General features: G+C 59.3%; 27 protein-coding genes. 26 read left to right on the forward strand and 1 reads right to left on the reverse strand.

Annotation, left to right across the window (positions count from 1 at the left end):
* Positions 1-119: 119 nt before the first annotated feature.
* From AC13RC_RS00635 to folD, 23 genes are all read left to right on the forward strand, one after another.
* Positions 120-1100, forward strand: a complete 981-nt coding sequence (locus tag AC13RC_RS00635) for a flagellin N-terminal helical domain-containing protein (RefSeq protein WP_488556200.1) — start codon at positions 120-122, stop codon at positions 1098-1100.
* 243 nt (positions 1101-1343) lie between these two features.
* Positions 1344-1976: a hypothetical protein gene (locus AC13RC_RS00640; RefSeq protein WP_488556201.1), complete on the forward strand. Its 633-nt coding sequence runs from the start codon at positions 1344-1346 to the stop codon at positions 1974-1976.
* Entirely contained in the window at positions 1973-3400 is a 1428-nt protein-coding gene (locus tag AC13RC_RS00645) for a MotB family protein (RefSeq protein WP_488556202.1), read from the forward strand. The genes AC13RC_RS00640 and AC13RC_RS00645 overlap by 4 nt, the downstream gene beginning before the upstream one ends.
* Positions 3401-3403: 3 nt before the next feature.
* Positions 3404-4708 (forward strand): chemotaxis protein MotC, encoded by a 1305-nt coding sequence (motC, locus tag AC13RC_RS00650; protein ID WP_152093708.1) that lies wholly within the window; start codon positions 3404-3406, stop codon positions 4706-4708.
* Between the two features lies 1 nt (position 4709).
* Entirely contained in the window at positions 4710-6335 is a 1626-nt protein-coding gene (locus AC13RC_RS00655; RefSeq protein WP_488556203.1) for a flagellar hook-length control protein FliK, read from the forward strand.
* On the forward strand, positions 6247-6870 hold the full coding sequence (locus tag AC13RC_RS00660) for a lytic transglycosylase domain-containing protein (RefSeq protein WP_488556204.1): 624 nt from the start codon (positions 6247-6249) through the stop codon (positions 6868-6870). The genes AC13RC_RS00655 and AC13RC_RS00660 overlap by 89 nt, the downstream gene beginning before the upstream one ends.
* 279 nt (positions 6871-7149) lie before the next feature.
* Positions 7150-7821 (forward strand): transcriptional activator Rem, encoded by a 672-nt coding sequence (rem, locus tag AC13RC_RS00665; RefSeq protein WP_069611329.1) that lies wholly within the window; start codon positions 7150-7152, stop codon positions 7819-7821.
* A gap of 288 nt (positions 7822-8109) precedes the next feature.
* Positions 8110-8373, forward strand: a complete 264-nt coding sequence (locus tag AC13RC_RS00670; protein WP_488556205.1) for a hypothetical protein — start codon at positions 8110-8112, stop codon at positions 8371-8373.
* A gap of 24 nt (positions 8374-8397) precedes the next feature.
* Complete coding sequence (flgK, locus tag AC13RC_RS00675) at positions 8398-9888, forward strand: flagellar hook-associated protein FlgK (RefSeq protein WP_488556206.1); 1491 nt, start codon at positions 8398-8400, stop codon at positions 9886-9888.
* Between the two features lie 3 nt (positions 9889-9891).
* Complete coding sequence (locus AC13RC_RS00680; RefSeq protein WP_095433963.1) at positions 9892-10941, forward strand: flagellar hook-associated family protein; 1050 nt, start codon at positions 9892-9894, stop codon at positions 10939-10941.
* Between the two features lie 37 nt (positions 10942-10978).
* Entirely contained in the window at positions 10979-11326 is a 348-nt protein-coding gene (flaF, locus tag AC13RC_RS00685) for a flagellar biosynthesis regulator FlaF (protein ID WP_113330066.1), read from the forward strand.
* Entirely contained in the window at positions 11323-11775 is a 453-nt protein-coding gene (gene flbT / locus AC13RC_RS00690) for a flagellar biosynthesis repressor FlbT (RefSeq protein ID WP_095433964.1), read from the forward strand. Before flaF ends, flbT begins: the two co-directional genes overlap by 4 nt.
* Positions 11763-12260, forward strand: coding sequence for a flagellar hook assembly protein FlgD (gene flgD, locus AC13RC_RS00695; RefSeq protein ID WP_113355681.1), 498 nt, complete (start codon positions 11763-11765; stop codon positions 12258-12260). The genes flbT and flgD overlap by 13 nt, the downstream gene beginning before the upstream one ends.
* A gap of 29 nt (positions 12261-12289) precedes the next feature.
* A complete protein-coding gene (fliQ, locus tag AC13RC_RS00700) occupies positions 12290-12556 on the forward strand; it encodes a flagellar biosynthesis protein FliQ (protein ID WP_075855152.1) in 267 nt (88 codons plus the stop codon).
* A gap of 148 nt (positions 12557-12704) precedes the next feature.
* Positions 12705-14792: a flagellar biosynthesis protein FlhA gene (gene flhA / locus AC13RC_RS00705; protein ID WP_069611337.1), complete on the forward strand. Its 2088-nt coding sequence runs from the start codon at positions 12705-12707 to the stop codon at positions 14790-14792.
* Positions 14789-15541, forward strand: a complete 753-nt coding sequence (fliR, locus tag AC13RC_RS00710; RefSeq protein ID WP_069611338.1) for a flagellar biosynthetic protein FliR — start codon at positions 14789-14791, stop codon at positions 15539-15541. The genes flhA and fliR overlap by 4 nt, the downstream gene beginning before the upstream one ends.
* A gap of 71 nt (positions 15542-15612) precedes the next feature.
* Positions 15613-16029: a hypothetical protein gene (locus AC13RC_RS00715; RefSeq protein WP_069611339.1), complete on the forward strand. Its 417-nt coding sequence runs from the start codon at positions 15613-15615 to the stop codon at positions 16027-16029.
* A 134-nt stretch (positions 16030-16163) separates the two neighbouring features.
* Positions 16164-16760, forward strand: a complete 597-nt coding sequence (locus AC13RC_RS00720; RefSeq protein ID WP_145322483.1) for a rod-binding protein — start codon at positions 16164-16166, stop codon at positions 16758-16760.
* A gap of 14 nt (positions 16761-16774) precedes the next feature.
* A complete protein-coding gene (locus AC13RC_RS00725; RefSeq protein WP_095433968.1) occupies positions 16775-17143 on the forward strand; it encodes a hypothetical protein in 369 nt (122 codons plus the stop codon).
* The gene (locus AC13RC_RS00730) at positions 17140-17667 is read left to right on the forward strand and encodes a hypothetical protein (RefSeq protein WP_488556207.1); all 528 of its coding nucleotides are present in this window, start codon (positions 17140-17142) and stop codon (positions 17665-17667) included. The genes AC13RC_RS00725 and AC13RC_RS00730 overlap by 4 nt, the downstream gene beginning before the upstream one ends.
* A 253-nt stretch (positions 17668-17920) precedes the next feature.
* The gene (locus AC13RC_RS00735; RefSeq protein ID WP_113355693.1) at positions 17921-18760 is read left to right on the forward strand and encodes a WecB/TagA/CpsF family glycosyltransferase; all 840 of its coding nucleotides are present in this window, start codon (positions 17921-17923) and stop codon (positions 18758-18760) included.
* Between the two features lie 219 nt (positions 18761-18979).
* Positions 18980-20779 carry a GumC family protein gene (locus AC13RC_RS00740; RefSeq protein WP_488556208.1) on the forward strand — a complete coding sequence of 600 codons (1800 nt, stop codon included), beginning with the start codon at positions 18980-18982 and terminating at the stop codon, positions 20777-20779.
* A gap of 117 nt (positions 20780-20896) precedes the next feature.
* Positions 20897-21796, forward strand: coding sequence for a bifunctional methylenetetrahydrofolate dehydrogenase/methenyltetrahydrofolate cyclohydrolase FolD (gene folD, locus AC13RC_RS00745; protein ID WP_488556209.1), 900 nt, complete (start codon positions 20897-20899; stop codon positions 21794-21796).
* A 7-nt stretch (positions 21797-21803) separates the two neighbouring features.
* On the opposite strand, the gene AC13RC_RS00750 is transcribed toward folD, so the two are convergent.
* A complete protein-coding gene (locus AC13RC_RS00750; RefSeq protein ID WP_183810550.1) occupies positions 21804-22835 on the reverse strand; it encodes a substrate-binding domain-containing protein in 1032 nt (343 codons plus the stop codon).
* A gap of 310 nt (positions 22836-23145) precedes the next feature.
* Here AC13RC_RS00750 and AC13RC_RS00755 point away from each other — a divergent pair, with 310 nt between their 5' ends.
* From AC13RC_RS00755 to AC13RC_RS00765, 3 genes are all read left to right on the forward strand, one after another.
* A complete protein-coding gene (locus AC13RC_RS00755; protein WP_488556210.1) occupies positions 23146-24507 on the forward strand; it encodes an ABC transporter substrate-binding protein in 1362 nt (453 codons plus the stop codon).
* Between the two features lie 124 nt (positions 24508-24631).
* Complete coding sequence (locus AC13RC_RS00760; RefSeq protein ID WP_488556211.1) at positions 24632-25648, forward strand: carbohydrate ABC transporter permease; 1017 nt, start codon at positions 24632-24634, stop codon at positions 25646-25648.
* A gap of 1 nt (position 25649) precedes the next feature.
* Positions 25650-26804, forward strand: a complete 1155-nt coding sequence (locus tag AC13RC_RS00765) for a carbohydrate ABC transporter permease (RefSeq protein WP_488556212.1) — start codon at positions 25650-25652, stop codon at positions 26802-26804.
* Positions 26805-26812 lie beyond the last annotated feature (8 nt).

Here is a 26812-nt window from a genome sequence, read left to right on the forward strand (position 1 = left end):
GCCGGATCGCTCTTTAGCGACGGGCCGCGCTGGGATATCTCCCGCTGGTGGGCATGAGGCCAATCGTTGCTGCCGGATCGGTCCGGCTTGCCAGTCCCAATGGAACTACGGATTTTCAGATGAGCAATGTGACGACGAATCCCACCACGTCGGCGGCGCTGACCGTGTTGCGCGGTATCAACAAAGATCTCGATGTCGTGCAGCAGCAGGTTTCGTCCGGTTACCGCATCCAGACGGCGAGCGACGATCCCACCTATTGGTCTATGGCGACCACCATGCGCTCGGACCAGAGCAGCCTTTCCACGATTACGGACGCGCTGGGCCTCGGTGCGTCCAAGGTCGATACCGCATCCACCGCCATGGATACGGTCGTCAGCCTTCTGACCCAGATTCAGTCCAAGCTGGTTTCGGCAAAGGAGCCAGGCACCGATAAGAACGCTATCAACTCCGACATCCAGCAGCTCAAGAACCAGCTGCAATCCGTCACCCAGTCGGCATCCTTTTCCGGCGAGAACTGGCTCTATAATACGGAGCAGCAACCCTCCACCCAGCAGTCGGTGATCAGCAACTTCACGCGTGGAACGGGCGGCCAGATCAGCTTCACGACGATCAGCTATGACAGTTCCCAGACCTTGATGGTCGATACTGTCAAACCCGAGCGGGGTTTGTTGACGAAGAATGTTGATGCAAGCACCTTCGATGCTTCGAGCAGCGGCAGCAGCACGCCTCGCAATTATTACCTCCTCTCCGCCACCGGCGGCACGACGCCGACGGGCGGAACCGAGATCGCCCTATCGAGCAGCACGACCGATGACGAACTGACCGATATGATCAATGTTACCAACTCGCTCCTGAAGTCGGCAACATCGGCGGATTCGACATTGGGCCTGATGAAGTCGAACATCGACGATCAGTCGGATTATATTTCCAAGCTCAGCGATGCCATCAAGAGCAGCGTCGGCGATCTCGTCGATACGAATATGGAAGAGGCCTCTGCGCGGCAGAGCGCCCTGCAGACGGCGCAGCAGATGGGTGTGCAGGCATTGTCGATCGCCAATAGCATGGCGAGCAAGGTGCTGATTATTCTCCAGTCGAAATGATTGCCGGGTGCCGCCGTCCGATCGGCAATACCGCATCGCATTCATCCTCGCACAAGTTTGGCTGCCTACGGTCCTTCGCAGTGGCTTGGCTGCACAATGTGCCGGTGACATTGGTCCCGGAAGGTGCTGCCTGAGGACGGAAACCGGAAGCGTGATGATCAACGTTTTGAGAATGGGAATGGATCGGCCGGCTGTCGGCATCGACTTGCAGCGTCTCTGCGGCGCGAATGGGGAGATGCGCGCGTGAGCTTGACACTGTCCCGATATCTCAAGGATTTCAGCGCCGAACAGGCCCCGCTGCCCCATGTCGAGGATATGGCGTTTGCGGAACCGGTCGAGTTTGCCGAAAGCCCGCTCGAGCCGCCTGTTGATGTCGAGGCCGAGCGCCGTGTCGCCTATGCGGAAGGGCATGAGGCGGCGACGCAGGAACTGACGCAAAGGCATCAGGCCGAGATCGATGCCATGGCCCAGTCGTTTCGCGCCGAAATGGATGCGCTGCGGATACGCTACGAAGAGCAGGCGGCGGAAAAGATCGCTGCGGATATGACGCGCATCGCCACGATGCTCGGGCAGGCGATCAGCACCGAAGCCGCCGCCATTCTTGCGCCGATCATGACCGAGACGCTGACTGCCAAGGCCATCGCCGATCTTGCCAAACTGGTCAGGGCCGCGATCCTCGACGGCGGCGCCGGGCCGATCTCGGTCAGCGGTCCGCGTCATCTTTTCGAGGTCCTTCACGATCATCTCGGCGATGACGGAGCGTTATTGCGCCATGTCGAGGCCGACGATGTGGATCTCACCGTTGCGATCGGCGAGAGCGTTCTCGTGACCCGTATGTCCGCCTGGGCCGCTAGTCTGAAAGAGATCCTGAAATGAGCGACGGCGATCAAAATCACGGCAAGCACGAGATCATCGTCGTCAAGCGTCGCGGCGGCGAACATGAAGGCGGCCATGGCGGTGCGTGGAAAATCGCCTATGCCGACTTCATGACGGCCATGATGGCCTTCTTCCTGGTCATGTGGCTGGTGAACGCTGCCAATGAAGAGACGAAGGCCTCGGTCGCCTCCTATTTCAATCCCATCAAGCTCGCCGACGAGAAGCCGACGGAAAAGGGTCTCAAGAAACCCGTCGATCAGGCTCAGGGTGAAAAGAATCAGCAGAAGTCCGACAAGCCGCAGGAAAAGCCGAATGACGGAAAATCGGCCAAGACCGGCGAAGACCTGACCTCGACATCGGGCGACCAGACGAACTATTCCGAAGCGGATTTCTTCGAGAATCCCTATTCGGTCCTGGCCGAGATCGCACAGGAAGTCGGGCAGCAGGCCAATGTCAGCGCCAAGGGCGAGGGTGGGGCGGCTCAGTCAGGTCCAGCGACCGGTGCCGATGGCGGCCAGGCCTATCGCGATCCGTTCGATCCGGATTTCTGGACCAAGCAGGTTCAGGTTTCCAGTGCTTCGAAGAAGGCGAACGAGGAACAGTCCGCCAAGTCGGATCAATCGCCCAAGGGTGAGGTCATCGCTCTGTCGAAGGCGACAGCTGCGGATACGGGTCAGCCGGCCGATCAGCCGCAAACGCCTGAACAACAGCCGACGGTGAGCGAGCAGCAGGCGGCCGGCAAGGCGCCGGAAAAGCCGACGCAGGCTCAGCAGGTTGCCAAGGCCACTATGCAGGGCGATGCATCCGCGCCCGAGGACAATGCCGCTTTGGCGGAGAACAAGGATGTTCAGCCGACAAAAGTGCAGCAGCAGGAGGCCAAGGATCTGCAGCAGACCATCCAGGCCGAGATCAAGGGTGTTGCCGGTCAGCTGGCCGAAGGGTTGCAGGTCAGCGCCGCGGAAGGCGGCGTGCTCGTAACGATCTCCGATCAGACAAACGATCCGATGTTCAATATCGGTTCGGCGGTTCCCCGGCGCGAGATGGTGCTGGCGATGGAAAAGATCGGAAAGATCCTGGCGGAACGCAATGGATCGATCCTGATCCGCGGCCATACCGACGGACGCCCTTATATGGTCGGCGGTCGCAATGACAACTGGCGCCTGTCGCTCGATCGTGCCCAGAGCGCCTATTACATGCTGACGAGCGGCGGGCTGGACGAGAAGCGGATCGTTCAAGTGTCCGGTTTTGCGGACAGGCGTCTGAAACTGCCCAACGATCCCTTCAACGATGCCAACCGCCGTATCGAGATCCTGATCGCCAACCCCTCGAACCAGGCAGCGACGGATCCTGCGGCTTCGGGAACGCAGGCTCCTGCGAAGCCCGCTTCGGGCAAGAGCAAGTCGAGCCAAGGCAAGCAGGGATAGTCCATGGCGCGCAAACAGCATCGTCATCACCTTGCGCTCACGCTTACCCTCGGCATGTTGATGCCGGGGGGCGCAAGCGCTGAGGGGCAGGACACCCTGCCGCTCTACAAGATGCTGCGCTCGCTCGAATTCGTCCAGGATTCCGTTGTTGCCGGCGATAGTTCCGCCGGAGAGATGCAGCGCTTTCTGCTCGCCACCATAGACGAGCGCTTGCGCAATGCGGACAAATCCGTATTCGAGGACAACCGTAACGTCGATGCGGCACTAATCTACGCCATGAGCGGGGGCAATCCCGAAACGCTCGAATATCTGATGTCGCGTGACGTCAATGGCAATTTCGACAATCGCGTTGCGGATGTTCTGAGGAAGTACCTGAACGGCAAGGGTCTGCTCGTCGTCAACACGCTTGTCGATATCTCCAAGGAATATCGCGACAAGCCGATCGGCCCCTACCTCTCGTTGGTTGCCGGCAATGTCATGTCGGGCAAGAACGCCAAGGCCGCCTTGCCGCTTTACGACTGGGCGCGGCTGATGGCGCCCGGCACGATCGTCGAGGAATCGGCGCTACGCCGCTCGCTGGCTCTCTGCGCCGATGCGGGCATGGTGCCGCAAGGGCTCGATTATGCGCAGCGTTATACGCGGCGCTTCCTGCATTCGCCCTACGCCAGCCAGTTTGCGGATCTTTTTGTGCAGCTGGTGGTGGATCACGATTCCGATGTCAAGCAACAGGACATCATCGACATCCTGTCCTTCATGGATCCGCCGAGACAGCGGGAGATCTATCTGCGCATGGCACGCCGTGCCGCGATCGCCGGCAAGGCCGATCTTGCCGCGCTCGCAGCCAACCGCGCCCAGGCGATCTCCAATGACGGCGGCGATGCCTTCGGCGCGCTGGCGAACTTCTATGGCGGCGTGGCGGGCATATCCACGCCTGAATGGAAGTCGGCGATCAACGATGTGAACCAGATGCCGGCTGGCGAACTGAATGCGCGCGACCGGGCTCTGCGCGACGCCGCAAAGGCTGTGGCGGCAGAGATACTGCGCACGCCCGACGCTGCAAGCCTCGGGCAAGGCAATGTTCCTAACCTGCCCAACCAACAGAAGACTGAACACGATGCTGCTGTGACGAATCAATCGGGAGGCCAATCTCCCGGCACGGCGGGTGTTGAGCAGGGAGCCCCGCCAAACGCGGCTCCCGCCCCGAAAGGAGGGCGGCAGGAGGCCGACTCTTCGTTCAACGCATTCGTCACGACGAGCCGCTCGAAGCTGGATGCCATCGACGGCCTGTTGAAGCAGGAAAGTCATTGATATGAACGACATCGGTGTGTCTGGCGCCTCATCAGGGGCGGATATTCTTGCTGTTGCCAAAGGTACTCGCTCAACAAAGCAGGATGACGGCAAGGGTTTTATCGATGCTCTGACCAGTTCGCTCGGCAATGGACGCAAATCTGCCGGTTCGAATACCGGAACCGATGTGGCGACGGATGCGAACACGACAACCGGTGACAATGCGGATGACGACACTGGCGCGGTGAAGACGGCAGCGAGCAATCTCGCCGCGATAACCCTTACCGTCGATGACAGCGCCAATGCCGGAGTTGGAATGATCGATACGTCCGGAGCCAATCTCGCCAATCCCGCCGGCCTTGCCAAGGGCACGAAAGCTTCGCAGCCCGCCGGTGTCGCCTCGCTCTCGAAATCGCTGATCGAGTTGCAGAAGGCAGCCTCCGCGGCTGGCGAAGGCGAGGCTACCCCTATCGATGGCGATCAGCCGGCCGCAGCCGCCGATCCCACCACGCCGACGATTGACACCGGCAAGGTGCAGGTGCCCCCGACTGCGCTCGATCAGCTGGCCGAGATCGCGCAGCAACTGGCCGATGTCGCGACAACTGACGGTCAGACGGGGCCGGTCAAGGGCGACGGTAAGATGCCCGCCGTGAAGGATGGAAAGGATGTCCAGCCCACGGATGACGGTAAGTCTGCATCGACGCAAGGCAGCCAGCCGGCCAATACGATTTCCGATGCATTGTCGCTGCTGAACGTCGCGCAGCCCATCGTGGTGACGCAGGTCAGCACGACCCAGGCCAGCACGACGCTGGCGGGCAAGACAACAGACGATGCCAAGGTCCAGACATTGCCATCAGGCAAAGCTGCCCTCGCGGACGCCTCGGACACGGCCTTGACGCTGCCAGACGACGGCAAGGGAGCGGATGTTGCGCAAACATTCCGCCTGACGCGGGTGGATGGCCGTGGCAGCGCGCTCGACCTGTCGATCAGCAAGAGCGGCGATGACGTTGCCGATGTCAAAGTCGGTGCTGCTACAGGCGGCGATGCGATGGCGGTCACCGTGCTGGATTCGCGCCGCTATCTCGGGCTTGCCGCCAATTCCAACTCGGCACTCGTTGCTGGAGCCCTGGCGGGCGACCACGAATGGTCGGCGGCGATGCAGCCAGGCTCGGCGCTCTCCAACGCCGCGAACCTGACCAGCACCGGCAAGGTCGTCAATACGCTGAAGATCCAGCTGCGCCCCGACAATCTCGGCGACGTAACGGCAACCATGCGGCTCTCCGGAGACCAGCTGAGCGTCGATTTGAAGGTTCAGACGAGCGAAGCCTACAGGCAGCTTCACGCCGATCAAAGCCGCATGGTCGATGCATTGCGCGCACAAGGCTATCAGGTCGACAATATCACCGTCTCCATGGCGTCCAATGCCGACCAGCAGTCGGATAGCGGGCGCAATTCCGGATCGAACCAGCCACAGCAGCAGTCCCTTTTGAACCAGGGACAGGGGGGCGACGCACGCCCCAGAGGCCAGAACTATTCAGGGCAGCAGGCAAATGGAAACGATGGCAATCGCAGTTCGGGTGAGCGCGGTGTTGAGGACGGCGCTGCTGGTGGCGTGCAGCGTTCTCGCTCTGGGGCGGTTTACCTCTGAGGCGCATGCCTCGGGCAATCCGGCGCCGCCTGACAATGGTGCAGCCGGTCTTTGCGAACGCGAAATCCAGTCTGCCGCCGCGAAATACGGAATACCGGAAGGGATTCTTTATTCAGTGGGTCTGACGGAAACGGGTCGCAAGGGATCGCTCTATCCCTACGCTCTCAATGTCGAGGGGCGGCCGATCTTTCCACCATCGGAGGACGCCGCCCTGCAGATATTCGCCGCAGCACGGCAGAACGGGGCAAAGCTTATCGATGTCGGCTGCATGCAGATCAATCAGTATTTCCATGGCGAAAACTTCACATCCGTCAACGCCATGTTCGACCCGCGTAGCAATGTCGAGTACGCCGCAAAGTTTCTCCGCAATCTGCATGACAGGCATGAGACCTGGACCATGGCGGTAGCAAGATACCATGCCGGCCCGAACAATGACCCCGCCCAGAAGGTCTATGTCTGCCGCGTGATCGCCAATCTGGTCGCCACAGGCTACGGAAAATGGACGCCCAATGCGGCGACGTTCTGCCGGGAGTAAGCAATTACAGGTTGCATATGCTCTCCGGTTAGCCGGCGCTAACCCAATCGAAGCGGTTGACTGCCGTCGATTTACCTAAAATGCGCGTGTTAATAATACGTCCACTAACAACTTTTTTATCGGTGTAAAACGCCGACCACCTACTATATCTAGTGCAAATCGCCCCTACAAAGTTAATCAATTATTAATTTCTGCCACTCATTTCCGACAGTTGTTCGTGATTCGCCCGATTCGTACCCATAGATCATCGAAACACCACACTGATTCGGAGGCGGACGAATGATCGTAGTGGTTGATGAGCGAGAGCTCGTTAAGGACGGATATACATCACTGTTTGGACGCGAGGGCATCCCTTCGACGGGATTTGATCCGCGTGAATTCGGCGAATGGGTGACGACGGCAGCAGAGGGCGATATTGCTGCGGTGGAAGCCTTTCTGATCGGACAGGGTCAGCAGGTGCATGAGCTTCCAAGGGCGATTCGCGACCGGACGGCAGCACCTGTTATCGCGGTGAGCGACCAGCCCTCGCTGGAAGCCACGCTTGCACTTTTCGATTGTGGCGTCGACGATGTCGTGCGCAAGCCGGTGCATCCTCGCGAAATTCTTGCCAGGGCCGCGGCGATCCGCCGCCGCTTGAAGGCGATCAGCAACTATACCGATATTGGCCCCATTCGCGTCTTCGCAGATGGCCGCGATCCGGAAATCAACGGTTCCGTATTCGCCTTGCCGCGCCGCGAGCGCCGCATCCTCGAATATTTGATCGCCAACCGCGGTCGCCGTGTGACGAAGACCCAGATCTTCAACGCCATCTACGGCATCTTCGACGAGGAAGTCGAAGAGAACGTCGTCGAAAGCCATATTTCGAAGCTGCGCAAGAAGCTGCGCAAGAAGCTCGGCTTCGACCCCGTCGATTCGAAGCGCTTCCTCGGCTACTGCATCGACTGGAGCTGATGCTCGGGTCGCACATTCCGGTACTAAACTCATTAACAGGCCCGAGAATCAGCTGATTCTCGGGCCTGTTCCTTTTCGGTTGCCTGATCGGCATAGCGCCGGAAGGTACGTTGTTCCTTACCATTTCGGTGCACAGCAGTCCGTAGCATGATCGCCCGATGGCGCTCTTGACGAAGCTTTTCGCGATGATCGGTTTTTCGTCCTCTCAGACAGCTTCACGCAAGGCCCGCCACCTACTCTCAGTCGTATGAAGGATAACGAGGATTCCAGATGAGGAATTTCGGCAGCATGAAGACTGCACTTGCGGAAGCGGATGCGCCGGCGCTTCGCCTCGGCGCCGCTTTTGGCGGCTGTGTCGATGTGACGCCGGTTCGCCGTGCTATCTCTGCAGGCGACGGTGCTCTCGTCTTGCGCCATGTTTGCGGGAGGGGGGCGCCGGTTCGTTCCGGTGATCGTCCATCTGCCAATGAAAATCTGGTCTATTTCGCCGGCCTTGCTCCGACAGGCTATTCCGACACTTCCTGCGCGCCTTCGGCCAATCTGCCGCGCTAAAACGAATAGGGTATCGAGTCAGTCATGTCGCTCACAACAGCTCTCAATAACGCGCAGGCAATATTCAACAATACCGGCACGCAGAGCAGCGTCGTATCGAACAATATCGCCAATGCCAACAACACGAATTATTCGCGTCGTCAGGCGGTGGTGACGACCAATATGGCTGGTGCTCAGGTGGTGCAGATTGCCCGCAGCAGCGAACCGGCATTACAGAAGGCCTATCTCAGCTCGGCCTCGTCGGATTCGGCACAGCAGCTGCTGCTGAATGCATACAGCAACCTTCAGTCGGCCACGCTTGGCGGCAACGATAACGAGATCGCGCCGTCGACTTATCTGTCGGCATTTCAGGATGCGATGCAGAACTATGCGGGATCGCCATCCAACGCGACGGCGGCGCAATCTGCGATCAATGCGGCCCAGAGCCTGGCGACATCGCTCAACAATGCCACGGCGGCAGTGCAGAGCGCCCGTACCGACGCCGACAAGCAGATCAGCTCCGACGTCGATACGCTGAACAGCCTGCTGAAGCAGTTCCAGACCGCCAACGACGCGGTGAAATCGGCAACGACCACGGCTGGCCCGACATCGAGCGCCCTTGCCGACGCGATGGACCAGCGCGATTCGATCCTGAACCAGATTTCGAAGATCGTCGGCGTGACAACCGTGACGCGCGGCAACAACGACATGGCGCTTTACACCACGAGCGGAACGACCCTGTTCGAGACCATTCCGCGCTCGGTGACGTTCCAGCCGACGAGTACCTACACGGCAGACACGACAGGTAACAGCGTTTACATCGATGGCGTTGCGCTGACTCCAGGCCAGGGCGCGAATACGACGGCACAAGGCACGCTTCAGGCGGCACTTCAGATTCGCGATGATGTTGCGCCGACCTATCAGAAGCAGCTTGATGAAATGGCTCGAGGGCTGGTTACGGTCTTTGCGGAAACGAACAGCGATTCTTCAAAACCGACTCTGCCTGGCCTGTTCACCTGGAGCGGTGGCACCGTTCCGGCCAGCGGTACGGCAGTCACGGGCTTGGCGGGCTCGATAACCGTTAATTCGAAATTAATCACGTCTCAAGGTGGTGACCCGACGTTGCTACGTGATGGTGGTATTAATGACGATAGTACTACTGGTGAAACCGGTTATACCAAGAATACCAGCGGCGACAGTGGATATTCCACCCAGCTTGATGGCTTTATCACTGCCATGAATACGAAGATGGCGTTCGATCCTGCCGCTGGCTCCGACACCAATGCCACGCTCATGGATTATTCGGCGAGCTCCATCGGTTGGCTCGAGGGCCAGCGCAGCACGGCAACGACGGCGGGGGAAAATACCTCTGCTGCTCTCTCGCGCTCCTCGAGCGCCTATTCGAATGCGACGGGCGTCAATCTCGATGAAGAACTGACGCTGATGATGGATATCGAACAGTCCTACAAGGCTGGAACGAAGATATTGAACGCAGTCAATGAAATGCTTCAATCTGTACTGGATATTGCGAGCTAAGCCATGAAACTTTCTTTCATTTCGAGCACGGCCATTCAGAACGCCATGCGTCAGACGATTCGTCAGGCGCAGAATGAGATGACGAGTGCTTCGACGGAGGCGACCACGGGCGTCTATGCCGACATCGGCGTGGCGCTTGGCAGCAGCACGTCGCTCAATGTGAATCTGACGCGGGAAGTATCGCGCATCGATTCCATTCTCAGCAGCAATTCCATTGCGAACCAGCGTATGACGACGTCGCAAACCGCCTTGACCGGCATGGGTACGCAGGCGCAGAACCTGATGGACCAGCTTGTGGCGCTGAGCGGCAACACCGATGGCAGCAGCGTCGCCCTGGCGCAGCAGACGGCGAGCTCGACCCTGTCGAGCGTCATTGCATCGGCCAATACGATGGTGAATGGCGAGTATCTCTTTGCCGGAACCAATACCGACGTCCAGCCGATGACGGATAATTCCTCGGCAACGAACGCGGATATTCAGGCGCAGCTTGCGACTTACATGGCAAATCAGTCACCACCGGTAACTGCAGATACCATATCAGCCGACCAGATAACGGATTTCATCACCAATACTGTCGCGCCGATGTTCACATCAGACAGCAGCTGGTCGAGCTGGTCGAGTGCGTCCGATCAGAATATGACGAGCCGCATCAATAATTCGGAAGTCATCGAAACTTCGACGAACTCGAATTCGTCCGGCATGCGGTATCTGGCACTGGCGACCAGCGTGACCAATGCGCTGATGGGTACACCGCCTGGCCTCAATCAGAGTGCGGTGAATGCCGTCACACAGCAGGCCATCAGCTATACGCGCCAGTCGATCGACGGGTTGAACAGCCAGGCAAGTCAGCTCGGTCTCTCGCAGTCGCGACTGTCGGACGCGAATACGACGCTGAATGCCCAGAAGACTATTCTCAACACCAGTATCGGTGACTTAACCGGAGTCGATCCTTATGAGGCATCGACCAAGGTCAACAGTCTCGAGACCCAGCTCGAAACGGCTTACACGATTGTTTCAAAGATCCAGCAGTTAAGCCTTGTAAATTACCTTTGATGATCAAAGGGAAGTAATGACCAGGAAGGATGCATGAATGTATCAGTTCTCATATGCGGAAGTCATGCAGGATGCAGTGGCCGACGCCAAGGAACGAGAACGACAAGTTCTGGACCGGTCGATAGCTCTTCTCTCTGCGGCCCGTGATGCGGGGAAATACGGCCGTGAAGCGATCGAGGCTCTCTTCTATACGCGACGCCTATGGGTAAGCTTTGTCGAGGACCTCAAAAGCCCGGAGAACCAGCTCAACGTCGAGCTGCGCGCCAATCTGATTTCGATCGCCATCTGGATATTGAAGGAATGCGAACGGATCAGGCGGCGCCAGTCGGAAAACTATCAAGGCATCATTGATGTCACCACCATCATCAGGGATGGACTTAAATGAAAAGTACGCTTCGCATATCGCTTAAAGCCGGGGAAAAGATCTTTATCAACGGGGCCGTCCTGCGCGTCGATCGCAAGGTTGCTCTGGAATTCCTGAATGATGTGACATTCCTGCTCGAGAACCACGTGCTCCAGCCGGAGGACGCGACGACGCCGTTGCGTCAGCTCTATTTCATCGCGCAGATGATTCTCATCAATCCGGAAGGCAAGGAACAGTCGACGGCGATGTTCCGCAAGTCGATCGTCATGCTGCTGTCGTGCTTCCACAATGAGGAAGTGCTGGCCGAGCTGAAGCGCATCGACGGCCTCGTTGCCACCGGCCGCGCCTTCGATGCGCTGAAGGCGATCCGTGGTCTCTACCCGGTCGAAGACAATATTCTGAACAATCAGGAAATGCCGGCGGCGACGATCGAGCACATCCGTCGGGAGATTGCTCCATGGCAACGGTAGACGCCGTTAACAGCAGCACGAGCAGCAGCTCCTCGAAGACTGCTGCTGCCGCATCGGCGAGCGCCAACCTAAATTATAACGACTTCCTGCAGCTTCTCATCGCGCAGATGCAGAACCAGGATCCGACCGACCCGATGGACGCCAGCCAGCAGATTTCTCAGCTGGCGAGCTTCTCTCAGGTCGAACAACAAATCCAAACGAACTCGCATCTGGAAACGGTGTTGCAGAACCAATGGATCTCGCAGGCGTCGGACTATATCGGCAAGCAGATCATGAGCGCCGATGGTAAGACGACGGGCACGATCAAGGAAGTGACTGTCTACACGGACGGCATCATCGCCCAGACCGATGCCGGCGACAAGATCCTGATCCAGGCCGGCGTGACGATCGCTCCGGCAGGCACGACCATTGATCCGCCGGCCACGTCGAGCGATAGTAGCACCAGCAGCGATTCGTCGAGCACGGATTCGACCAGCAGCTCATGAGGAGCCGCTGAACCGGGAGTGGACATGCCATGAATGAAGCCGATGCCTTAGATATTTTCCAGGCTGCGATCTGGACGGTACTTGTGGCTTCCGGTCCGGCTGTCGTCGCCGCCATGGTCGTCGGTCTGGTGATCGCCCTGATCCAGGCGCTCACCCAGGTGCAGGAAGCGACCTTGACCTTCGTGCCGAAGATCGTCGCCGTCATGGTCACGATCGGCATCTCGGCACCGTTCGTCGGCGCGCAGATTTCGATCTTCACCAATCTCGTCTTCTCCCGCATCCAATCGGGTTTCTAAGACAAATCCGAAGGCCATTTCGGCCTCTGGATCGCGCGCATCGATGGCAACGGCCATGCTCGCGCAAGCTTCGACCTTTAGAGGTCGGTTCCCATAGGGCAGACGGCTCAGCCGTTTGCCACCTCTCATGAAGAGACGGAACCGGTCGATGGCACAACCACCCGCAATAGCACTTCCCAAAGCCAATCCCAGCATACGCGATATCGGGTTTGCCCTCGGTATCATGGTCATCCTGTGCGTGCTGTTCCTGCCGATCCCGCCGTTTCTGATCGACCTTGGACTGGCTTTCTCGATCGCGTTCTCCGTGCTGATCCTCATGGTGGCGCTCTGGATCAAGAAGCCGCTGGAATTCTCGTCTTTCCCGACGATCCTGCTGATCGCGACGATGACGCGTCTGGCGCTGAACATCGCCACGACCCGCGTCATCCTTTCGCACGGCTATGAAGGGCACGATGCCGCCGGCGGCGTCATCGCCGGCTTTTCCAGCCTGGTCATGTCCGGCGATTTCGTCATCGGTCTGATCGTCTTCCTGATCCTCATCACCATCAACTTCATCGTTATCACCAAGGGTGCGACGCGTATCGCCGAAGTGGGCGCCCGCTTCACTCTCGATGCCATCCCCGGCAAGCAGATGGCGATCGACGCCGATCTTTCCGCCGGCCTCATCGACGAGAAGGAAGCGCAGCGCCGCCGCCGCGAACTGGAAGAGGAAAGCTCCTTCTTCGGCGCGATGGACGGTGCCTCCAAATTCGTACGCGGTGACGCGGTTGCCGGCCTTCTGATTACCTGCATCAACGTCTTCGGCGGCATCATTATCGGCTATTTCCGTCATGGCATGCCGATCGGCCAGGCTGCCGACGTTTTCGTGAAGCTCTCCGTCGGCGACGGTCTGGTTTCGCAGATGCCGGCGCTCATCGTCTCTCTGGCTGCCGGCCTTCTCGTTTCGCGCGGCGGCACCTCCGGCTCTACCGACCAGGCCGTCGTCAATCAGCTGAGCGGCTATCCGCGCGCGCTCGCCGTCTCGGCGGTTCTCATGGGCATCCTGGCCATCATGCCTGGCATGCCCTTCCTTCCCTTCGTTTTCCTTGGCGGCCTGATGGCCGCCGGCGCCTGGTTCATTCCGCGCCAGATCGAAGCCGAGAACAAGCTTCGCCGCGATGCTGAAGAGCAGAAGGTGATGCAGACGAAGGAAATGGAAAAGGATTCGGTCAAGTCGGTTCTGAAGACTGCCGAAATCGAACTGGCGCTCGGCAAGATCGTCTCCACCCGCCTGCTCGGCGCTCACCAGGAGCTCGCCTTCCGCGTCGGCAAGATGCGTAAGAAGTTCGCGACGCAATACGGCTTCGTCGTGCCGGAGATCAAAGTGATCGACGACATGGCGATTGCCGACAAGTCGTATCAGATTCGCATCCACGGCACGACGATCGCCTCCAACATGCTGCGCGTCGGCGAAGTGCTTGTCGTCACAGGTTCCGGCCGCAAGCCGACCGTTCCGGGTGATGAGATTCGCGAACCCGCTTTCGGCATGCCCGCCGTCTCCGTTCTCGAAGCCTTTACCGAGGATCTGAAGCGCGAGGGTTTCCAGCCGATCGATAACGTCTCCGTCGTGCTCACCCATATGAGCGAAGTCATCCGCAACAACCTGCCGGCATTGCTGTCCTACAAGGACGTCAAGATCCTGATCGAACGTCTCGATCCGGAATACAAGAAGCTCGCCGACGAAATCTGCTCGTCGCACATGTCCTATTCCGGCCTGCAGGCCGTGCTGAAGCTGTTGCTTGCCGAACGCGTCTCGATCCGCAACCTGCATCTCATTCTCGAAGCGGTCGCTGAACTCGCGCCGCATGTGCGCAAGACCGAGCAGATCGTCGAGCACGTGCGCGTACGCATGGCGCAGCAACTCTGCGGCGATCTGGCCGATAACGGCGTGCTGCGCGTCCTCAGACTCGGCAGCAAATGGGATTTGATTTTCCACCAGGCGCTGAAGCGCGACCAGAAGGGCGAAATCGTCGAATTCGATATCGACCCACGCAGCCTGGAAGAGTTCAGCGAGCAGGCCGGCAAAGTTATCCGTGAATACATGGACCGGGGCATGCCCTTCGTTCTTGTCACGTCGCCGGAAACGCGCTCCTATGTACGCATGATCATCGAACGCCTGTTCGCGACGCTTCCGGTCCTGTCGCATGTGGAATTGGCCAAGGGGATCGAGATCAAGATTCTAGGTTCAATTTCATGATTTCAGACCCGCAGGGGACCATTCTGGCGCTGTTCGTCGCCTTCTGCCGCATCGGCGGCTGCATGATGGTCCTCCCGGGATTTTCCTCCGGTCGCGTTCCCCCGCAGATCAGGCTGCTTCTTTCCGCAGCACTGACGATGGCGATCCTGCCGTTGCTCTGGAACACGATCTATCCGCAGGTGTCGAAGGGCGATGCGAACTATATCGGCCTCATCTTTACCGAAACCGTCATCGGATTGATGTATGGGATGATGGCCAGGATCTATACGCTGGGCCTGCAATTCACCGGCACGGTCATATCGATGATGATCGGATTCAACGCGCCCGGCGGCGCCGACATCATCGAGGAATCGAACGAAACATCGCTCACCAGCCTCGTCAGCTTTTGCGGGCTGATGATTCTCTTCATTATGGATTTTCACCATTATGTTTTGCAGGCGCTGGTCGATTCCTATTCGGTCATCCCCTTCGGTGGCCACATTGAGCCGCGCGCCGCGCTGATCTCGATTACGGATACGCTGGAGACGACCTTCTTCATCATGCTGCGGCTGGCAAGCCCCTTCGTGCTCTATGGCCTGATGTTCCAGATTTCGATCGGTTTCATCAACAAGCTGGCACCGCAGATTCCGATCTATTTCATTTCCACGCCGTATCTGCTGATGGGAGGGCTGTTCATGCTCTATCTCAGCATCGCGGCCCTGGTCAGTCAGTTTTCCAGTGCGTTCCTCACCGTCTTTAACGGGCATTAGCCCGTAGGCGGACAGATGAAGAAGCCCGATTCGGGCAGGGCCGGCAAAAGCAGCCGGCGGGTAGGTAGACGATGGCGGAGAAAAACCGCTCCGAAAAACTGAAGCGCCTGGTCGCGGTGCAGCGACATCTGGAACGGATGGCGGAAAACGAGCTTGCCGATACGACCCGGCAGCGCGCCGAAGTGACGGAAGCGATGGAGCGGGTCATGGTTGCCATCGGTTCGGTCGATCCGGTGCACATGGCGTTCTCGATCCATTACGCCGAACGTTACGGCCGCCTGATGATCCGAGATCAGCAGCTGGAAAGCATCCAGACGCTCATTCAGATGAAGGTCCAGCAGGAGCGCACCAAGGCCGACAGGCTGGAAGAGCACATGAAGGATGCGCGCGAGCTCGAATTGCGAGAATCGGACGACAATGCCGTCTACGATATCATCGATCAGCGTTTCGCCGGCGCAACGCCAGCCTCCAGCAAGGTTCAAAAATAATAATCATCGCGATCATGGAGCAGGATTCGCAGCGTTGGGTTGCCGACCTGCTCTAACAGTTTGATTCGACATGTCCTGAGATAGGCGCTGAGCTGCGCATTTTCCGGATATGCGAGAGCAGAAGGAGACGTGACGTGGCTATTTCGCCTCCGAGTGATTTGGTCCTCGATGTCGTCAAGGCGGCAAATCCCGCCGATGTCGAGGCCGCGCAGGCCAAGCTTGCTGCCAATCGGGCCGCTTTCGCCGCCACCAGCCTGGCCGAAAACGGCAATGGTTTCGGCGCGACGGTGGATGCGATGAACAGCGCCGCCACCCAGGCGGGCCTCGCCAACGCCAATACGCATGTGGCTGGGACCAAGGTCCCGCAGGCCTATCGCAAGTTCGAGTCCATGGTGCTGCAGAACTTCGTGAAGAACATGCTGCCGAGCAGCGAGACGCTCTACGGCAAGGGTTCCGCCGGCGAAATCTGGAAGGGCATGATGGCCGAGCAGTTGGGCGACACGATCTCCAAGAACGGCGGCGTGGGCATCGCCGAGAAGATGTACAAGGAGCAGGTCGACAAGATGCGCAATACCGGCGCCATCCACTCCGCGACCGATGAGAATGACAAGAAGATGGCGCTTAGTGCGATTACCGATTTTCAGCGCAAGACGCTGGCCGCCGCCGATGCCGATAACGACGGCAACAACAGCATCACCAACCAGAATTCGTTGACGTCCCAGAAAGCATGAGCGAGGAAACAAACATGGAAATGATGTCGCAGGACTATCGGATCAAGTCTGTCCTTGGCCGCCTGGAGATGATCATCGACAATGAGAACAACCGGATCGGCACCGACCCGGAATTCGATCTCAAGGTATCGAACGCTCACAAGAGCCGCTGCCTTTACGAATTGTCGATGCTGTTTCGCGATACCGATCCGGCCGATCTTGCCGCCGCCCATATCGAGCAGCTGCATGATCTGAAGAAGAAGCTGGTTCTGAACGCCCGCCGCGTCGAGGCTCATCTCGAGGCCGTGCGCGCCGTCGCCGAGATTTTGAAGAATGCCGTGCAGAATGCCGATGCGGACGGCACCTATTCGCAGGAGCAATTCCGCGTCCGTGAGGCCGGATGATCAAGCTCGTTATCACCGGCCTGTGGGTCTGCGCCGTAACATTGGCCTCGGTCTATTTTTCGGTGCAGGTGGCGACGGCGCCCGCGATCAGTCCTGATGACGCCAAGAAGGCGCAGCAGGAGCTCGTCAAGGGCGAGTCGATCAACGTCCCCGTTATCGCCAACGGCCAGGTGACCGGCTATTTCCTGACGCGCATTTCCTTCATGATGGAGAAGGGCAAGGCGAATGCGTTTCAGATACCTCTACCGGAGCTGACGACCGATGAGCTCTTTTCGCTGCTGATCGGCAACAAGACGATCGATATTTCGCACGCACAGAATTTCGACGTTGCCGCCTTCCGCACCGATCTGAAGAAGCGGATGAACGAGCGGCTCGGCGGTGATTATGTCGCCGACGTGCTGATCGAACAGCTTGACTATCTCTCCAAGGAAGAAACCCATGGTGGGGAAAGCGTGGGCAAGAGAACGGTCAAGCCTGTCAAGATCGTGCAGGATGCGGCCAAGGACAAGGTGCCGGTCGAGTAATATTTCCCGGCCGCGAGATGTCGATTCACGCAAGAATGTAAGCAATATCTTACATTCTGCAGATATGCTTAACAGATCCCTGCTGACATCCGGCAAATCCAACCTTCCTTCCTAACGGAAAGTTGGATTTGTCTTGCTATAAACTCCTCCAAGCCATGTCTCCCAGTCGCCGCACCGATGAACGGTGAGGGGCATGGGCTTTATGCGTACCGGCATCATGCGCGTTAGCGATGCCGGGCAGGAGGGTGTTGGATTGAACCAGGTAGCCGATTTTGCCGTCGTCGCGTCGCGCCGCATGATCTTCGATCTGCCGGTATGCGATCTGGGCTGGGATGACGCGCTGACGTTTGTCAACGAGCTTGCGTCCCTGCCGGTCGGACAGACCTCGATCTCCTTCGTCAATGCCCATAACATGCTGGTCATGCTGCGCGATGACAGCTACCGCAATGTCCTTGAGCATAATCTGGTTCTTCCCGATGGCGTTGGCCTCGACATCGCATCGCGCGTCGCTCATGGCGAACCTTTCCCGGCCAATCTGAACGGCACGGATTTCGTGCCCGCGCTGCTGACATTCATGGAGCGGCCGAGGCGGATCGGTCTCTTGGGCGGCAAGCGCTCCGTCGTCGAGAAGGCAGCGGAGAAATTTCGCCAGCACGCCCCGTGGCACCAGTTCATCGTCGTATCGGACGGTTTCTTCGATCCGGCGCGGAGCAATGCAGTGACCGCGGAAATCAGCCGCCAGAAGATCGACGTGCTGATCGTCGGAATGGGCACGCCGCTGCAGGAAAAATGGGTTGCCGAACATGTCGGGCCGCAGCATGCACGCCTCGTCCTGACCGTCGGCGCTTTGTTCGATTTCATTTCCGAGACGGTGCCGCGGGCGCCAAGGCTCGTGCGTGCGATGCGCAGCGAGTGGCTGTTTCGTCTGGTGTTGGAGCCGAATAGGCTCTGGCGGCGTTACATGCTGGGCATACCGCTATTCTTCTATCAGGTTGTCAGGCATCAGTTCGGTCGCAAGGAGCGCGTCCTTCGCGCAGAGCCGCATCCTTTGCCGCAGCGGCGTATTGCCCCGCCGAATAAATTAGCAAGCTAGTATTTGCGGGCTTGGCGTTAACTCTTTTTTTGGCATGAAATTTTAGAGTGGGTTAACCATTTGCATTGGTCTCGGACCATGTGCGCGAGATAACCCGCCATGTTTGAAAGCAAAGCCAGGACCGGATTCCACCCCGACGATGCGGAAACCCAAAAGGTTTCGCGGCGACCCGTCCGCCATATCTCCCCTTACGATGAAGATGATGGCTTGGGTAGCGCGGTGAACTTACGCGCTGCCAACTCCGACGACCCGCGCGATGCGGAACTGCGCGCCATCCTGCGCAGACGGTTGAATGGCGATCCCTATCCGGTGTCCGGTCGACGAAGATCGCCGGAGATCGGAACGGCGGCTGAGCAGACGGAAGATGTCTCGCACGCCTATCGCCCGGAACGCCGCGAAATATCCGAGCAGGCATCGGAGCCTACGCCCGATTTGCTGGAATTCGTGCCCGATCTGCTTGAAGGCATAGGGGAGCTTCCGCGGCAGGTCGCCCCCGCTCCGGTTGTCGTTGAACAAGTATCTCGGGTCGGACGCTGGTCCCTCAGCTTTGGCACTCTCTGTTTCATTGCCGCGGCCGCGCTGATGGGAGCGGCTATTCCCACCCTGCTTGCCCCGCCGCCGCTCTATGTGTCGCAGGCTGTTCTGCATGCGGAGGGCGAAGGTCGCGGGCGTCAGGCCCTGCTGGATGTCGCGGCGACGCGTCTCGTCGCTCCATCCGTATTGTCCGACATTGTCGCCAGGATGAAGCTTGACCGCGATCCGGAATTTACCGGCAGTCGCGCAGGCGCTCTCGGGGTTGCCGTCGAGCTGCTTTCCGGCAGCGGCAACGCATCCGACGCGCCGTCACGCGCGCAGGCAATGCTGCGCAAAGACATTGCCGTCGATATCGATAATCAGACGGGTCTGCTGCGCCTGAGCGTTACGTCGGGCGATCCCGCCAGATCGGCCGATATTGCCAACCGGCTTGTTATCGCTTCCCTTTATGATCCCGCCGTTGCAAAGGCGGCCGGTACGTCACTTGGGGCCGAAACGGCGGCTGATCGCAGCCGAAAGGAGCTCGATCGCGCCTCCGCCGCCCTTGCCGAATTCAAGGCGCGCTATGGCGAAGACAGGATTGCTGCGGCGGAAGCGATCCGGCAGCAGCGTCAGCAGCTGGATGTGCAGATAAAGGCAGCCGATCTGGCGGTACGCACCGCAAAGGCCCGTCTCGCGGCCGCCAAATCGGCCACGCTGGCATCGGTGCTGACCGGTGCATTGTCAGGCGATCTTTCGTCGCCGGTACTTGATGATCTGCGCAGCCGCTACAACGCCGCCAAATCACAGCTGACCCAGCTCTCGATGCAGCTCGGCCCGCGCCATCCTCGCCTGCTTGCACAGCAAGCCACCGTCGATGATCTTGCCGCCAATATGCGCAGCCAGCTGCAGCGTCTGGCCGTCAGCAGTGACGCGGACATGAAAGCGGCCCTTGAGAAACAGGCCTCTCTCTCTTCGCAAATGACTGCCGCCAGCCAGGCGGGGAGTGATGTCGATCTCGGCCGTCTCGCACAGCTCCAGAATGCCGTCGCGACAGCGCAGAGCCACTATGAGGCGGACCAGCAGAATGCCGCCATGACGGTGTCGGAAGCCAAGCCACCGCTGACGGTATTGTCCCAGGCGGTCGCTTCCGCCGCGCCGCTGGATGATCATCTGGCGAGCAATCAGGCTGCCGGCTTCCTCGCGGGGCTTGGCCTGGCACTTTGCGCCATATTCCTGCGCAAGTGGCTGGCCGGCACGGAACTGGCAGAAGACCAAGCGGACGAGGAGAGCATCATGCCGATGGCTCACGCTTTGCATCATGACGATGATATGGAGCTCCGATCATTGCCGGCGATCGCGCCGGAACCATCGGCTGCTCTTGTTTCCGATGGTGCAGATCGGCTCGATATGGCGGACGAGTGGGTCCGCATCCAGCAGGAACTTGCATCCCTCCGTGCCAAAGTCGAAACCTACGCGGTGCGCCGGCATCAGGATCGCGGCTGAGCGCCCCATCGTTTTACCTTGCAATTACCGCTTTCAGACACCATAGGGCGTTGGCAGGCAACTCCCTCGGGCGGATGGCCTGTAGATTGCCAGCGAATTCATGATCGGGAGACGAGCGTGACGACAGTGATCGACGGTAAGAAAGCAGCAGCTTCGGTGATCGAGGCCGTGAAGGCTGCGGCGGCGGGACTTGAGGCGGAAGCGAACGTGAAGACCGGGCTTGCGGTCGTCATCGTCGGCGACGATCCGGCCAGCCACGCCTATGTGAACTCCAAGAGCAAGATGGCCAAGGAGTGCGGCTTCAAGTCCATCCAGCACACGCTGCCGGCGGAGACGACGCAAGGTGAGCTGGCAAGGCTAGTGGCCTCGCTGAACGACGATGCCGCCATCCACGGCATTCTCGTACAGCTGCCGCTGCCGAAGCATCTGAATTCCGATGCGATCATTCAGTCGATCCGTCCTGAGAAGGATGTCGATGGCCTACATGTTGTCAATGCCGGCAAGCTTGCAACCGGCGATCTCGAAACCGGGCTGATCTCGTGCACGCCGGCCGGCGCCATGCTGCTGGTACGGCAGGTGCATGGCGAGGACCTGTCGGGTCTCAATGCCGTTGTCATCGGCCGCTCCAACCTGTTCGGCAAGCCGATGGCGCAATTGCTGCTGTCCGCCAATGCGACGGTGACCACGGCGCATTCGCGCACGAAGGATCTGGCTTCGGTCGCCAGAGGTGCCGATATTCTGGTGGCGGCTGTGGGACGTCCGGAGATGGTCAAGGCCGATTGGGTGAAGCCCGGTGCCACCGTTATCGATGTCGGCATCAACCGGATCGATGCACCCGAGCGCGGCGAAGGCAAGAGCCGGCTGGTGGGCGATGTCGCCTATAGTGAAGCATCCGAAGTCGCCGCAGCGATCACGCCGGTTCCAGGCGGTGTCGGACCGATGACGATCGCCATGCTGATGGCCAATACCGTCATCGCTGCCCATCGCGCCGCGGGTCAGAAGCCGCCGAAATTCTAAACAGATATCAGTCGGCCGGCGCAACGCCGGTCGATGCGCGCACGATCAATTCCGCCTTCCATAGTTCTTGGGCCGGGAACGTATCCGTATGCTTGATTTCCCCGATCAGCCGCTCGGCGATGCGCACACCGGCGGCTCGCAGGGACGAGCGGGTGGTCGTCAGCGGCACGGTGAAGTTTTCCGGCTTGAGCAAGGTCAGCACGTCGTCGTGGGCGATCATCGAGATGTCCTCGCCAAGCCTGAGCTTTGCCTGATTAATGGCGCGAACGGCGCCGAGCGCCAGCACCGTACTCGAGCAAAGCACGGCCGTCGGGCGCTTGTCTTTTTCCATCTGCAGAATGCGTTCCATGACGAGCAGGCCCTGTTCGTCCGTCATCGGCGTATGGCTGGTGCAGGCCTCCTCAAGCGCCAGGCCACGTTCGGCGAGGGCCGCATCCACGCCGTTCTTCCGGCGAATGGCGAAATCGAGGTAGATCGGGCCGTTCAGAAGAGCAAAGCGCCGATGGCCGAGCTGCAGCAGCAGCTTCGTGGCATCGTAGAAAGCGGCTTCGTTGTCGAGATCCAGGAAGGGATAGTCCGGCTCGGAGCCGATTGATCGTCCATGCACGAGGAAGGGCATGGAGAGCGACTTCAGCATTTCCAGGCGAGGGTCGTGGCCGCGCATATAGTTGACGAACAGCGCGTCGACATTGCCGCTGGCGGCCAGTCGTCGCAAGGCGCCGACCTCATCATTCGGATCCGCCGGCGTCAATACGAAATGGAAGTCGTGCCGCAAGGCTTCTTCGCCAAGGCCGGTCAGAAACTCCGAGAAGTGCACATCCGAGGAATTTCCGGGTGAGGTCGGCATGACGAGCCCGATTGAGCCGGCTTTGCCGGTCGCTAGTCTCTGGGCCGCCTTGTTCGGTCGGTAGCCGGTTTCTCGAACCGCTTTGAGAACGCGCTCGCGAGTCTCGCGATTGACCTCCGGATATCCGTTCAATGCCCGGCTGACTGTCGTCTGCGACAGCCCGAGCATGTGCGATAGCTGTTTCAGATTCACGGTATTTCGGCTCCTCCAACTGCCTGCCGCCACGATGCCGAGACAACTTCCCGAAAAGTCTCAGGCTTTCAAAGCGCTTTCAATTATGTAGCAGCAGAAGCGTGGGAGACAAGATAATTAGTGAAAAATCGACATGCATTCTATGCTGCAACGCGAGAATTGCTGTGTATACTGACTGAAATCTGAAAATCGCTTGACTTTATCCCGCTCTCAATGGATGACAGGAGTAGCCAAAGCGCTTTGAGGAATGGGGCGCGCAGCACAAAACTGTGCCGGGCTCATGGGTTTCGTTATTAGGGAGGACAACCGCATGAAGAAAATGTTTCTGATGACCGTCGCTGCCGCCGCTCTGGTGGCCGGTACGGCGATGGCTGCCGATCTGAAGTTCCAGCCGGGCCAGGACTCCAAGTTCAACTGGAAGAGCTATGACGACTTCAAGGCGGCGCATGCCGACCTGAAGGGCGAGACGCTGACCATCTTCGGCCCCTGGCGCGGCGAGGACGAGGCTCTCTTCACCAGCGTCCTGAACTACTTCACCGAAGCGACCGGCGTAAACGCCAAATATTCGTCCTCGGAAAACTACGAGCAGCAGATCGTCATCGACACGCAGGCCGGTTCGCCGCCGAACGTCGCCATCCTTCCGCAGCCGGGCCTGCTCGCCAACCTTGCCAGCAAGGGCTATCTAACGCCACTCGGTGATGATCTCGCTTCCTGGGTCAAGACCAATTACGGCGCCGGCGACAGCTGGGTCGGCTACGGCACCTACAAGGGCAAGGACGGCAAGGACGCCTTCTACGCCTTCCCCTACAAGGCCGACCTGAAATCGCTGGTCTGGTACGTTCCGGAAAACTTCGAGGAAGCCGGCTATAAGGTTCCGACGACCATGGAGGATCTGATCAAGCTTTCGGATCAGATCGTCAAGGATGGCGGTACCCCCTGGTGTATCGGCCTCGGTTCTGGCGGTGCGACCGGCTGGCCGGCAACCGACTGGGTGGAAGATCTGATGCTGCGTCTGAACACGCCGCAGGATTATGATCACTGGGTCGATAACTCGCTGAAGTTCAATGATCCGAAGGTCGTTGCGGCGATCGATGAATTCGGCAAGTTTGCAAAGAATCCGAAATATGTTGCCGGCGGTGTTGCGGCCGTTGCCTCGACCGACTTCCGTGACAGCCCGAAGGGCCTCTTCACGGTCCCACCGAAGTGCTACCTTCACAAGCAGGCATCCTTCATCCCGTCCTTCTTCCCGGAAGGCACCAAGCTCGGCCAGGATGCGGACTTCTTCTACTTCCCGCCCAGCGCCGCGCATCCTGAACTCGGTAAGCCGGTTCTCGGCGCCGGCACGCTGGCAGCCATCACCAAGGATTCGAAGGCCGCTCGCGCCTTTATCCAGTTCCTGCAGACGCCGATCGCCCAGGAAGTCTGGATGGCCCAGTCCGGCTTCCTGACGCCCTACAAGTCCGTCAACACGGCTGCCTACGCCAACGACACGCTGCGTAAGGAAGGCGAAATTCTGACCACGGCGACCACCTTCCGCTTCGACGGTTCCGACCTGATGCCGGGTAAGATCGGCGCAGGCTCGTTCTGGACGGGCATGGTGGATTTCGTCGGCGGCAAGTCCGCTCAGGATGTAGCCGACGGTATCCAGAAGTCCTGGGACGCCATCAAGTAAGACATCATAGCCCTGCCGTCGCCGGCATTTCGCCGGCGGCGCCATACTGCATATAACGACGCGCCCTTCAGCGCGGCCGATGCCCGACTGATGGACAAAAGCAGAGAATTCGGGGAGGGAAGGGATGTTTTCGCAGATCGTATCGGCGATTGGCGCCATGATATTCGGCGTTGCCATTTGCGCCGCTTATTTTTGGTTCTCCAACAAGTTTCTGGACGTGATTTTCCCGGCGCGGGAGGGTGACGACGTCCATCAGGCGGCTGTCAATCTTCGCCGCCGTGGCCTCATCCGCCCCTGGCTGTTTTTGGGGCCGGCACTGCTCCTGCTCGTCGTCTATCTCGTCTATCCCGTCGTCGCGACCTTCATCCTGTCCTTCTACGGGCCGGACGGCAGCAAATTCGTCGGCGGCGCCAATTATCTCTGGGCGCTCAACGACACCGAATTCCGCCAGTCGATCTTCAACAACATTCTTTGGCTTGCCGTCGTGCCGGCTGCCTGTACCTTCTTCGGTCTCGTCATCGCTGTCATGACCGACCGCATCTGGTGGGGCAATATCGCGAAGGCCGTCATCTTCATGCCGATGGCGATTTCCTTCGTCGGCGCCTCGGTCATCTGGAAATTCATCTATGAATATCGTGGCGGCACCGACGCGCAGATCGGCCTACTGAATGCCATCGTCCAGTTGTTCGGCGGCACGCCGGAGGTCTGGATCACCATTCCGTTCTGGAACAACTTCTTCCTGATGGTCATGCTGATCTGGATCCAGACCGGTTTTGCCATGGTCATCCTTTCGGCGGCCCTGCGCGGCATTCCGGAGGAGACGATCGAAGCGGCCGTCATCGATGGCGCCAATGGCTGGCAGATCTTCTGGAAGATCATGGTGCCACAGGTCTGGGGCACGATTGCCACGGTTTGGACCACGATCACCATCCTTGTCCTCAAGGTGTTCGACATCGTGCTCACCATGACCAACGGTCAATGGAACACGATGGTGCTCGCCAACCTGATGTTCAACTGGATGTTCCGCGGCGGCGGGGATAGCGGCCGAAGTGCCGTCATCGCACTGGTCATCATGATCGCGGTCACGCCGATCATGATCTGGAACATCCGCCGTGCAAACGCAGAAACGAAGGGGCGCTGACATGATTGGAAATCTCGGTCGCATCGGCCCCGCCCGCATCTTCGTTCACGCCGCGGTATTGCTCATCGTCCTTATCTGGCTGTTGCCGACGCTCGGCATCTTCGTCACGGCACTGCGCGACAAGGATCAGATCGTCGCTTCCGGCTGGTGGACGGCCTTTGCCGGCTCGTCGCGCACCACGGCAGCCCGCCTCGACGGTCCGGATAAGGCAAAGCCGGACGGCGCAAATTTCGTGATATCAGGCACGCTCGCCGTCGAAGGCGGCGGCAAGATCCAGTCCTTCGGCCTGCGCGTACAGGAGCCGGCAGCCTACAAGGCTGGCGCTCCCGCCACACTGGAAAATGGTGAGACGCTGACGATCAACTCTGACGGAAGCTATCGCTATCAGAAGAATGGCCCGTTCGAAGCTGATGCGCGGGCGAAGCGCGTCTATTTGACGGTCGCCACGCCGCCGCAATTCACGCTCGACAACTATCGCAACGTGCTGGGCGGCGAGGGTATCGGCCAGTCCTTCATCAACTCGCTGACGGTAACGATTCCCGCGACGGTCATTCCGATCCTGATCGCTGCCTTTGCGGCCTATGCGCTTGCCTGGATGGAGTTTCCAGGCCGCGCGATTCTGATTGCGCTCGTCGTCGGCCTGATCGTCGTGCCGCTGCAGATGTCGCTGATTCCGCTCCTGCGCATCTATAACGAGATCGGCCAGATGTTCGGCGTGCCGTCGAAGACCTATCCAGGCATCTGGCTGGCGCACACGGCCTTCGGTCTGCCGCTCGCCATCTATCTCCTGCGCAATTACATTGCCGGCCTGCCGAAGGAAATCATCGAATCCGCCCGCGTCGATGGCGCCAGCGATTTCGACATTTTTGTCAAGATTATCTTGCCGCTGTCATTCCCGGCACTGGCCTCCTTCGCGATCTTCCAGTTTCTCTGGGTGTGGAACGACCTTCTGATTGCGATGGTCTTCCTCGGCACCGACAAGGATCACCTCGTGCTCACGGCCGCCCTCAACGCGCTGCTCGGCTCGCGCGGCGGCAACTGGGAAATCCTGACGGCCTCGGCCTTCGTCACTATCCTTATCCCACTCCTCGTCTTCTTCGGTCTGCAGCGCTATCTCGTGCGCGGTCTGCTTGCCGGGTCGGTGAAGGGGGGCTGATTCAAAAA

It is taken from the genome of Martinezella sp. CNPSo 3890, from assembly GCF_057784455.1.

Bases quoted from the DNA above. Each gene is read 5' to 3' on its own strand.
- AC13RC_RS00635 (WP_488556200.1), top strand. From the start codon at position 120: ATGAGCAATGTGACGACGAATCCCACCACGTCGGCGGCGCTGACCGTG.
- AC13RC_RS00645 (WP_488556202.1), top strand. From the start codon at position 1,973: ATGAGCGACGGCGATCAAAATCACGGCAAGCACGAGATCATCGTCGTC.
- motC (WP_152093708.1), top strand. From the start codon at position 3,404: ATGGCGCGCAAACAGCATCGTCATCACCTTGCGCTCACGCTTACCCTC.
- AC13RC_RS00655 (WP_488556203.1), top strand. From the start codon at position 4,710: ATGAACGACATCGGTGTGTCTGGCGCCTCATCAGGGGCGGATATTCTT.
- AC13RC_RS00660 (WP_488556204.1), top strand. From the start codon at position 6,247: ATGGCAATCGCAGTTCGGGTGAGCGCGGTGTTGAGGACGGCGCTGCTG.
- rem (WP_069611329.1), top strand. From the start codon at position 7,150: ATGATCGTAGTGGTTGATGAGCGAGAGCTCGTTAAGGACGGATATACA.
- AC13RC_RS00670 (WP_488556205.1), top strand. From the start codon at position 8,110: ATGAAGACTGCACTTGCGGAAGCGGATGCGCCGGCGCTTCGCCTCGGC.
- flgK (WP_488556206.1), top strand. From the start codon at position 8,398: ATGTCGCTCACAACAGCTCTCAATAACGCGCAGGCAATATTCAACAAT.
- AC13RC_RS00680 (WP_095433963.1), top strand. From the start codon at position 9,892: ATGAAACTTTCTTTCATTTCGAGCACGGCCATTCAGAACGCCATGCGT.
- flaF (WP_113330066.1), top strand. From the start codon at position 10,979: ATGTATCAGTTCTCATATGCGGAAGTCATGCAGGATGCAGTGGCCGAC.
- flbT (WP_095433964.1), top strand. From the start codon at position 11,323: ATGAAAAGTACGCTTCGCATATCGCTTAAAGCCGGGGAAAAGATCTTT.
- flgD (WP_113355681.1), top strand. From the start codon at position 11,763: ATGGCAACGGTAGACGCCGTTAACAGCAGCACGAGCAGCAGCTCCTCG.
- fliQ (WP_075855152.1), top strand. From the start codon at position 12,290: ATGAATGAAGCCGATGCCTTAGATATTTTCCAGGCTGCGATCTGGACG.
- flhA (WP_069611337.1), top strand. From the start codon at position 12,705: ATGGCACAACCACCCGCAATAGCACTTCCCAAAGCCAATCCCAGCATA.
- fliR (WP_069611338.1), top strand. From the start codon at position 14,789: ATGATTTCAGACCCGCAGGGGACCATTCTGGCGCTGTTCGTCGCCTTC.
- AC13RC_RS00715 (WP_069611339.1), top strand. From the start codon at position 15,613: ATGGCGGAGAAAAACCGCTCCGAAAAACTGAAGCGCCTGGTCGCGGTG.
- AC13RC_RS00725 (WP_095433968.1), top strand. From the start codon at position 16,775: ATGGAAATGATGTCGCAGGACTATCGGATCAAGTCTGTCCTTGGCCGC.
- AC13RC_RS00730 (WP_488556207.1), top strand. From the start codon at position 17,140: ATGATCAAGCTCGTTATCACCGGCCTGTGGGTCTGCGCCGTAACATTG.
- AC13RC_RS00755 (WP_488556210.1), top strand. From the start codon at position 23,146: ATGAAGAAAATGTTTCTGATGACCGTCGCTGCCGCCGCTCTGGTGGCC.
- AC13RC_RS00760 (WP_488556211.1), top strand. From the start codon at position 24,632: ATGTTTTCGCAGATCGTATCGGCGATTGGCGCCATGATATTCGGCGTT.
- AC13RC_RS00765 (WP_488556212.1), top strand. From the start codon at position 25,650: ATGATTGGAAATCTCGGTCGCATCGGCCCCGCCCGCATCTTCGTTCAC.